This is a genomic window from Candidatus Cloacimonadota bacterium (assembly GCA_016932035.1).
Classification (GTDB): Bacteria; Cloacimonadota; Cloacimonadia; order JGIOTU-2; family JGIOTU-2; genus Celaenobacter.
The window spans coordinates 44,234-54,442 of the sequence record JAFGDR010000059.1 but is presented as its reverse complement, the minus strand read 5'-3'; the positions used below and the strand labels follow the sequence as shown (position 1 = coordinate 54,442).

General features: G+C 39.4%; 7 protein-coding genes. 5 read left to right on the top strand and 2 right to left on the bottom strand.

Features of this window, described 5'->3' with window-relative positions; genetic code table 11:
* The first annotated feature begins 360 nt into the window (after window positions 1-360).
* The 3 genes from JW794_09910 to JW794_09900 all read left to right on the top strand — a co-directional run bounded on the left by JW794_09910 (window position 361) and on the right by JW794_09900 (window position 5,067).
* Window positions 361-3,663, top strand: a complete 3,303-nt coding sequence (locus JW794_09910) for an ATP-binding cassette domain-containing protein (GenBank protein MBN2018425.1) — start codon at window positions 361-363, stop codon at window positions 3,661-3,663.
* Between the two features lie 94 nt (window positions 3,664-3,757).
* Window positions 3,758-4,558: a hypothetical protein gene (locus JW794_09905; protein ID MBN2018424.1), complete on the top strand. Its 801-nt coding sequence runs from the start codon at window positions 3,758-3,760 to the stop codon at window positions 4,556-4,558.
* A 47-nt stretch (window positions 4,559-4,605) separates the two neighbouring features.
* On the top strand, window positions 4,606-5,067 hold the full coding sequence (locus tag JW794_09900; protein ID MBN2018423.1) for a cyclic nucleotide-binding domain-containing protein: 462 nt from the start codon (window positions 4,606-4,608) through the stop codon (window positions 5,065-5,067).
* 129 nt (window positions 5,068-5,196) lie between these two features.
* Here the strand turns inward: JW794_09900 and JW794_09895 are convergent, their stop codons facing one another.
* Window positions 5,197-6,558 carry a GHKL domain-containing protein gene (locus tag JW794_09895; GenBank protein MBN2018422.1) on the bottom strand — a complete coding sequence of 454 codons (1,362 nt, stop codon included), beginning with the start codon at window positions 6,556-6,558 and terminating at the stop codon, window positions 5,197-5,199.
* Window positions 6,548-7,924, bottom strand: a complete 1,377-nt coding sequence (locus JW794_09890; GenBank protein ID MBN2018421.1) for a sigma-54-dependent Fis family transcriptional regulator — start codon at window positions 7,922-7,924, stop codon at window positions 6,548-6,550. The genes JW794_09895 and JW794_09890 overlap by 11 nt, the downstream gene beginning before the upstream one ends.
* Window positions 7,925-8,211: 287 nt before the next feature.
* Here JW794_09890 and JW794_09885 point away from each other — a divergent pair, with 287 nt between their 5' ends.
* Together JW794_09885 and JW794_09880 are read left to right on the top strand one after the other, a co-directional pair.
* Window positions 8,212-9,477 (top strand): HlyD family efflux transporter periplasmic adaptor subunit, encoded by a 1,266-nt coding sequence (locus JW794_09885; GenBank protein ID MBN2018420.1) that lies wholly within the window; start codon window positions 8,212-8,214, stop codon window positions 9,475-9,477.
* Between the two features lie 20 nt (window positions 9,478-9,497).
* Window positions 9,498-10,181: an ABC transporter ATP-binding protein gene (locus JW794_09880; protein MBN2018419.1), complete on the top strand. Its 684-nt coding sequence runs from the start codon at window positions 9,498-9,500 to the stop codon at window positions 10,179-10,181.
* The last annotated feature ends 28 nt before the right edge of the window (window positions 10,182-10,209 follow it).

Genomic DNA, 10,209 nt, shown 5'->3' with positions numbered 1-10,209 from the left:
TTTATTAATTTGTTACAGATTTGGAAGGTATAAATTTTTAATCAAGTAATTTATGAATTTGTTCAAAATATCAACGATAAGGTTACATTACCGCCAAGAAATCTTATACCCCAATCACCCGATATCCTGAAAAAGGAATTTTTACCAATTTTAAAACTGTGATCACATCCGATTGAAAGATATGGAAAAATCAACTTGCTGGTCTCGCGTTCACATGCAAATGATACAAATCTCCAATAATCCAGTCCTGCATTCCAATTCATAAAAAATCTGTATTTCCGAAAAATTTGACATGAATTACCCTCTTCTTTACCAAACAGATGTGAAAGAAAATATCTCTTCCGTTCCAAAGGATCCCCGATGACCAAAAAAACACCGGTCAAAAATATCGATGATATCATCAATGCGGTTGTAGCCCTTTACCTCACGCTGATCCGGTTCAACAAAAAAGACCTTTCCAAAAATGATGTGGAAAAGATCTACCGTATCATAAAAACCACATTCCGTCAGGAAGAGATTCACATCCATCACATACAGCTACTTATTGAGAATCCATTACCTCTGAAGCAAGCAATAAGCATCATCAAGAACGACCTGCGCTTCCCAGACAAGATCACGCTGCTCATCAACCTTCTGCTTATTGCACATATTAATGACGATTTCTCCGTCATGGACAGATTGGACATTCTCGAAGTTGTAGAATTACTTGAGGTTGATATCCGTCTTTACTCGCAGATCATCGATGTTATCGAAGGGGAAAATGACGCATTAGAGATCAATTTACAGGATTTCCTTGTGGATATCGATGAGAATCTCTTCATAAACTCACTCATCCTCGGAGAAAGTCATCATTGCGATATCCTTTTAAGGGACGAGAATCATACACCATACAAACTCATAATCCTGACAATTGAAGACCTTATCCTCGTGGGAACCTATGTTGATGACATGTACCGCATCGGTTCGCAGTCACTTAAGCGGAATACACTTTTCAAACTTCATAAGGATGAAGCAATTATCCTTAAAGATCATATTGCAGAAAATGCTGTGGAAGTAACGTACGATGATGTGATGAGACTTTATCACAACAAGACCGATGATATCGAGAAAGTCATCAAATATACAAAAGAGAGTTTTGACGTTGACTTTCTTCAAGATAGAAATCGGCTCAAGATCGAGATTTTTGACGGTAAGATCGTGCAAAACAAGACTGTGCTTTCAAATGGAAAAACCCATGAAGTTATGATCACCGACCGATTCATCATCAATGATGTGATCGAACTTGCCCCCCTTGACATCCTCACAGAAAAACTCACCTTTACTCGAGATGAACGCAGGTTTGATACGCTTTTCCTTGAAAGCTATGAAGATTTCTTCCGCATGAATGAACATAAATCTGCTCATGCGCTTATTAAAATCTCGCAAAAGGATGAGGATTATTTCATCTATCCACTCGTCAAATCACCGCAGATATATCTTAATCATCAACCGCTCGAAAAAGAGCATGAATTCGAATTAGCCAAGGATGTCGTGAGCATAGGCAAAACAACGATCCGATTCAATAAGTTCTTCGACATCCTCAAGGTTGAACTCGAAGTGACCAAGATGGAAGTTCACAACCTTCGATACACATTCAAGGATGATAATAAGGTCGCTCTTGATGAGATAAACTTTTATGCAAAGCGCGGTGAGTTCCTCTCCATAATGGGTGCGAGTGGAAGTGGAAAGACCACGCTTCTCAAGTGCCTGATCGGTGAGATTATACCGGATACTGCCTCCATCTTTATCAATGACTTTGATTTGTTTAAAAATTATACATATTTCCAGAAATATATTGGGTATGTGCCCCAGGATGACCTGCTTTTCAACAATCTGACGGTTTATGAAAACCTCTTCTATTGCGGCAAGTTACGGCTACCTCATATTCGCGACTCCAAAGAGCTCAGAAAGAGAATCGATAATATCCTTGTTCAGATAGGGCTCATTGATAAAAAGGATCTTATCGTCGGCTCGATCATGGATAAAAAACTCAGTGGCGGGGAACGCAAACGTTTGAATATTGCCCTCGAACTTCTTGCCGAACCACTGATCATCATTCTTGATGAACCGACCTCTGGATTATCATCAAAGGATTCTGAGAAAATTACAGATATTCTGAACGAGTTAAAAGATCAGGGAAAGATCGTTATTGCCACGATCCATCAGCCAAATCCCGATATTTTCCAGAAATTTGATAAAGTGCTCTTGATCGATCAAAGAGGAACTGAAATATTCTTCGGTGGTACAGAAGAGGTTTTTGCGTATTTTAACGAAGAGCTTGATCAGATAAGTTATGGCTTGGGTAGTCTTCTCAGAAAAAAGGAATTAAAGATGGCAGAATATCTCTTTGACATCATACAATTCCCGCTCCTGGATTCTGAAGGCAATCCTGTATATAAGAAATCTTATTCGATCGAAGGTGCACGTGAGGAGTTAAGAAAATTTCCTCCGCAACACTGGAAAGCTAAGTTTGAAAAATATCAGCTTTTTGAACTCATGAAGAGAAAGACTAAAAATATTCCTGATGATGAGGTTGAGGAAAAATTAAATAAAAAAACCATCTCACATAAAAAAACTTCTTTGAGAGAATATTTCTCACAATTCTACTACCTGTTTATACGGAACATCCTCAATAAACTTAAGAACAGAACCAATCTTATTGTGACCTTCATGGCAGCTCCGGTTTTAGCGATTCTCATCTCGGTTGTGCTTCGCTATGCTCCAGCTGGAGAATCTTATTCGTTTGCCCAGAATATAAACATGAAGATCTTCATTTTCATATCGATTATTGTGTTCATCTTTCTTGGTTTATCAAATAGTCTTGATGAGATATTTTCCGAGAAGCGAATCCTCATGCGTGAGAAGAAACTTCGTATTCGCAGCAGTTTGTATTTGATCGTAAAAAATATTACCCTCGCTATCTTTGCGTTCGTTCAGGCAGCAATTTATTGTATTATTGCGGGATTTATCCTTGAAATAAGAGGTGTCTTCTTCGTGTATGTCGGCTACCTGCTCCTTTCTGCTTTTATCGGATTTTCGATTGGACTTTTAGCATCTGCACTTATTAAGGACAGAAAAGCAATGATAAACATCCTACCGCTTGTTCTTATTCCCCAGATGATCTTCGCCGGTGCAGTTATCGAGTTCGAGAAAATGAACCGTGTTGTTAAAGTAAATCCCGAATCAGTCATACCTGAGTTCTGCCATATCATGCCATCGAGATGGCTTTTTGAAGGCTTGTTCACTGCACAAGCGAAGCTAAACTTCTATAAACGGAAATTAAACGACCTCAACATTCAAGAGGACGTGCTCTTTGATATGAAGTCCAGAAATGAAATACCCCTCTCTGAATTCAATGCAGTTATTAAGATGATTCGTAACAAAAAAGCAAAACTCCTGATGAATAACGACCCGGATAGATTTGTGAATGAAGACATCAATATTGCAGTTTCAAGGATCGACGGCAGGTTCCTGAACGATCCCAAGAACCATTTCCTGAGCAGTAAAAAAATCTTTTTTGGTAAGACGTATAATACCTATAACTCAAATGTACTGATAGCCCTTATTTATGGATTTTTCATTAACGTAATCACTTATTTTGTCATACGATTCAAGTTTAAATAATTCATGCATTTCCATAGATTTGTTGACAGCATTTTTTTAATAGTTTGTTTTTATAAAAAGAAGTTATGATTTATTGTATGATTGCGGAGGACGAATGAAAAGATTTATTTGTTTAGTGCTCATTGTACTTGTTGCAATACTTGGCTGCGCCAAAAAAGAAAAAGCACCCAAGCAGGATGTGTCTGAAGGTGAAGTGATCGTGAAGATCTATCACACCCAGCATGTTCCTTTCTCAATGATCCTGGATGATCTGACAAAACTTTCTGGTGTAAATTTCAACAGCGTTTTGAAAATGAGGGTCAAGCCGGATCCCAAAACACTTCCACAGGTTGCTTTTGATCTCGGTGCAGATGTTGCAGATGCACTTATGGCAGTAAAAGCTAAGAATAAAGACATTTTGCTGGATATAACAAAAGAGCTCGTGAACTTTGCCGAGATACTTAATGTGAGTGATGAATTTCTCAAGCTATCAGACTCCCTGAAGATCATGCTCGATGATAATGACTGGGAAAAAGTTGAAACCAAGATCGAAGAGTATGAAAGCGATGTTACAGACGAATTATATAATCTAGAGAATTTTGACTCCGTCATTCTTATCCAGTTCGGTGGATGGACACGGGGTCTTGAGAATGCTTCATACCTTATCATGGAAAATTACAAAGATCCTGAGATCACCTCGATCCTTGCAAACAAGTCTGTGGTCAATGCTCTTTTGCATGACCTGCCAAATATATCCGATCAAGATCTTCTTGAGGAGCAGTATTACCAGAATGCCATCCTAGATGTTAGCAAAATAAAAGACATAATCTATTCTTCAGAAGACCAAACCTATTCAAAACTTCAGGTTCAGGAATTAAACAAACTCGCCGCGCACATTATGGTGAGTTTCCAATAAGATTTTCGGGGATTGAGATCATTCTCAATCCCCTCATTTTTACTCTCATGAACATTTTCACCCGTGAGAACGACAATGAACTTCTTAAGTATCTCAATGACAAAGAGTTAGCTTCGGTTCTGAAGATCACAAAAAAAGAAACGTTTAAGACGGGCTCATATATTCTTGAGGAAAGCGATAAAAACAGGGACATTTTTGTCATTCAAAAAGGTTCAGTCTCCATCTGTTTTGTTGATAAAAATAACAGAGAACAACACATCACAACATTGTACAATGGTGAAACATTCGGAGAGATAAATTTTATCATACCGGTTCAGCGAACTGCATATGTCAAAGCGCTTGAAGAGCTTGTGATCATTCGATTTCCCTATGAGGACCTTCTCAACTTTCTAAAAAGTGATATGGCAATCTGCGCTAAGATCTGCGCTTCTCTGAATGATTCTCTTGCCAAACGGGTAGTCAGAACAACACAGGAATTTGTTCATTCGCTGACAACACAAAATAGATAAATACAAATCTGGATTAGATCGAAAGAATAACTAATAATCAATCCGTCTTTACTTCGCTACACCACGATAAGCAAGAAATGTCCAATGATGACATGTATTCTGATTATTGAATATTGGTTATTGGAAATTCTAAAACCTTAACGTAAACTCAGTCTTAACATTTGGCTCGGAATTCACCGTGATCGTTCCCCCATGCAGTCGCATGATCTGGCGTGATAAACTCAGCCCGATACCAGATCCCTCCTTCTTAGTCGTATAAAATGGAATAAAAATCTTCTCAATCGAATCCGCTGGTATGCCCGTCCCATTATCGACCACCTGAATAACAACACGCCCTCTCTCGCTGACATACGCCTTTAATTCTATCAAAGGTTTCTCGTTAAGCTCAACTCCGTGGATTGCATTTCTAAGCAAATTGATCACAACCTGCTGTACAAGATCCTCATCAGCTGTCAACTCAAGACTCTGTGGATAGATCGAGTAAGAAAAAGCAATATTCTTTGATTTAAATTCCTCTTCAAGAAGCACATCCACATGGTTGAAAATATTCTTAATCTGGAATATTTGAAAGTTCGGTTTGGGGATACGGGTAAGATTTCTATATGTCTCTACAAAGTGAAGGAGTCCTGTACTTCGTTTATGGATCGTTGTTAAAGCTTCTCTTATATCTTCGATTGTCTCCGGATCTACATCTCCTGCGTCCTTCACATCAGCATCACTCTCTATTTCCTGAAGCATGGAGTTGATCGTTGAAGAAATCGAAGCTATTGGTGTGATAGAATTCATGATCTCATGAGTAAGAACACGAATGAGTTTCTGCCATGCCTCCATTTCCTTTTCTTCCAGTTCGTGCTGAATATTCTGAATAGAGACTAATTTTATAATCCTTTCATTCAAGGTAAACTCGGTTGCGAAGATCGCAAGCTGGAGAAGTTCATCATTATCATACACTTTAACAAGAGCATGTTCGCCGGACTTCAGCTTCAGGATGGTATCGACTAGCTCTTTATTAAAATCTTCAAGTAACAGAATGTTCCTGAGATTATTGATCCTGAAGAGCTTTTTTGCAAAATTATTGATCATCTCCACTTTGCCGTTCTTTCTGAATGCTATTAGAGCAATACCAACATGATGAAGTACATTCTGCAGGTAATGGTATTGCTCTTCTTTTTCCTCCCGTACAGTCTTGAACTTAGTGATCACTTTATTAAATGCGCTTTTAAATTCTTTGTAGCTTGAACTCTCCTTTTCGATCGTAAACGTCCGGCTGAAATCAGAATACTGTATCGAGTCGAGAAGATTTGTTAGGTCTCGGTTGGTTCTATCAATATAATAGATCAAAGAATAGACCTCGAGAACAACTAATGCACCTATAAATATCAACGTGATGTGAAAACTGGTTCTGAAATAAACAAATACGAGGAGAAAGAGTGTAATAAGAAGCAGGAACACACGGAAAAGCACATTTATCTTAAAATTTTTATAGATCATATTTTTCCATTCTTCTGTATAATGAAGTCCTTGTAAGCCCGAGCTCTTTTGCGGCAAGAGATATATTTCCGTGATGTTTACGTATCACTTTTTGAATGACCGACTTTTCTACATCTTCAAGGTTATAGGTATCAAAACCTGCCTGATCAGACTCATCACCCTTCACGCAAAGGAGAAAATCTTCGGGATATAAAACAGGAGAATCGCTAAGGATCACAGCTCTTTCAATAGCATGCTGCAACTCTCTTATGTTCCCGGGCCACGGATAGAGTTCCAGTTTTTTAATTGCTCTTTCCCCTATCGATTCAATTACTTTGTTGTACTTTTTCGCATAGATTTTCAGGAAATGTTCAGCAAGAAGGGGAATGTCTTCAATCCTTTCTCTCAAGGGCGGCAGGTAAATTTCAACAGTGTTTACCCTATAGAGTAAGTCCTGACGGAAAGTATTCTCCTGAGTCATGGCATGGATCGGCATATTGGTTGCGCAGATCATTCTCACATTGATGGGTATGATCTTATTGGAACCAACACGTGTAATCTGCATCTTTTCAAGAGTTGTAAGCAGTTTTGCCTGCATCGGCATGGACAGGTTCCCAATCTCATCAAGGAAGAGAGTACCACCTGAAGCCACTTCGAAACGACCGGTTCTGTCACTCTTAGCATCGGTAAAAGCCCCTTTCACATGACCAAACAACTCACTTTCAAAAAGATTTTCGTTAATAGAACCGAGATCGACACTTATGAAAACCTCATCTTTTCGATTGGAGTTCCTATGAAGAGCACGCGCTACCAGCTCTTTTCCTGTACCATTCTCACCAAGAATAAGCACGCTGGCATCGGTTGCTGCAACCTTGTGAATGGTTGCGAAAACTTTCTTCATTTCTACGGACACGCCGATAAAATCACTGAACGGCTGATCGAGCGCAGCACTCAATTCCTTCTGTTTCATCCTGAGATTGGTTGCTTCTGTTTGTGACTGTCGGAGTTTAAGAGCAGTATTTATGGTTGTGAGAAGCTTCTCGTTCTGCCATGGCTTAAGCACAAAATCTGTAGCTCCAGCTTTGATCGCTTTCACAGCTTTTTCCACATCTCCATACGCAGTTATGAATATCACAAGAATCGCGGGATCGATCTCCTTGATGCGCTGCATCCAGTAGTAGCCTTCCTGCCCTCCACTCATATCCGCAGTGAAATTCATATCCAGAAGGACCAGATCATAAGACTCATTCTTCAGTAGCTCAGGAATATTACTCGGATCCTGCTCTGTATGGATCTTTTCTACGTGTTTTTTAAGAAGTAGCTTCAGCGCAAAAAGGATATCTTCCTTATCATCGACAACAAGTATCTTACCAAATTTTTGACTCATATTGGATCTCCGCTTTTTCTCTCATTTATGCAAAGAACATACCAAACCTGAAAAATTATTTAAAAAAAATATTAGGGTCTTATAAACAAACAACAGATTACTGTTTTTCAGGATTAGGGTTGTCAAACTATTTCTAAAAAAGTGTACGATATCGTACATGGCTGTCCTGTCACCGTACAGTCATTGTTTCGATTATTTCCAGCAAATACCCGAAAAAACACAATTTCCCGAATATTCGTTTTTTTGGCACAAAAAATGCATAGGTAATTTGTAAGAGAGGTGCATACATGGACAGAATCATTGAAAAGAAGACATGGACGCCAAAGAAAATCCTTTGGATATCACTCGCCAGTATCTTCGTATTGCTCATTCTGTATTACATAATTTTTGCAGATAAGAGCTCGAAGCTGCGAGTGCAAACCGAAAGGCTGACCATTGCTACTGTCGAGAAAGGATATTTCCAGGATTATATTACTATTCCTGGAACTGTGGAACCGATACGAACAGTCTTTATCGACGCACTTGAAGGTGGTCAGGTCGAAGAGATCTTAATTGAAGAAGGAAGTATGGTAAAAGAAGGAGATGTGATACTTCGTCTCAGCAATACAAATCTTCATCTTAATATTATGAACCGTGAGGCAAGTCTTGCTGAGCAGATCAACAACCTTCGCAATACACGGCTTTTGATGGAACAGAACAAACTCGATCTCAAGAGTCAGCTGATCGAGATTAATTATGCGATCGGTAAGGCAAAACGTGATTATGAGATCAACAAAGAGATCTATGAGATGAATAAAAACTTACTCTCTGATGATGAATTCCAAACATCTGAAGATTATTATTATTATCTGGTAAATAAAAAAGATCTTCTTATTGAATCTCAAAAGCAGGACTCGGTCTTCCGTGATGTTCAGATAAGTCAGCTTGAGGAATCGGTAAACCGCATGCAGCAAAATCTCGATCTCGTTCAAAAGAAGCTGGAAAGTCTTGAAGTGAAAGCACCGGTAAACGGACAGCTTGCATCACTGAATGCTGAGATAGGTGAATCCAAAGGTGCAGGTCAGCGCCTTGGTCAGATCAATGTGCTGGATTCATACAAGATCAATGCTCAGATCGACGAGCATTATATTTCCCGCGTGCAGAGAGGATTGGTCGGAGAGTTTGAGTACACAAACAAAACATTTATGCTTGAAGTCACAAAGATATATCCAGAAGTTCGCAACGGTCAGTTCTCGATAGACATGGAATTCATCGGTGATCTGCCTGAGAATATGCGCATTGGGCAGACCTTCCGCATCAAACTTGAGCTTGGAGAACCAAAGGAATCGCTGCTTATACCCCGTGGTGGATTCTATCAAAGCACCGGTGGACAATGGGTCTTCGTAGTTGACGAAGCCGGCAATAATGCGTATAAGAGAGATATCAGATTAAATAGATACAACCCTAAATATTATGAAGTCATCGATGGTGTACAGGAAGGCGAACAGGTTATCGTCTCAAGCTATGACACCTTTGGTGATGTTGATGTGCTCATATTAAAAAAGAATGATTAGAAATCATATAAGGAGAAACAATGATTAAAACAAATGATCTCGTTAAAGTCTACAGAACTGACGAAGTCGAAACAACAGCTTTGAACAAGGTAAATCTTGATATTAAAGAAGGGGAGTTCGTAGCTGTCATGGGTCCTTCAGGATGTGGTAAGTCGACATTGCTCAACATACTTGGATTACTTGATAATCCTTCGGAAGGCACCTTTGAATTCATGGGCGAGGAGGTCTCGGGATACACAGAACGTCGCCGAACGAATCTAAGAAAAGGCAACATTGGCTTCATCTTTCAGAGCTTCAATCTGATTGACGAACTCACCGTTTACGAAAACGTAGAACTTCCCCTTCTTTACCTCAAGATGTCATCATCAATTAGAAAGAAAAAGGTGGAAGAAGTACTCGACCGCATGAAGATCATGCATCGAAAGAATCACTTCCCACAGCAACTTTCTGGTGGTCAGCAACAGCGCGTTGCAGTAGCCAGAGCAGTGGTAACAAATCCTCGACTAATCCTTGCTGACGAGCCCACTGGTAATCTTGACTCTGCTAATGGAGAAGAAGTCATGGATCTTCTGACCCAGCTTAATGAAGAAGGAACGACGATCGTAATGGTAACACACTCACCTTCAGATGCAGAATACAGTCACAGGATCATCCAGCTATTCGACGGTCATATCGTTACTGAGAATATCCGTAAGCTTCTGTAGAGTATGCATCCACAAAAGTGCATTTTGA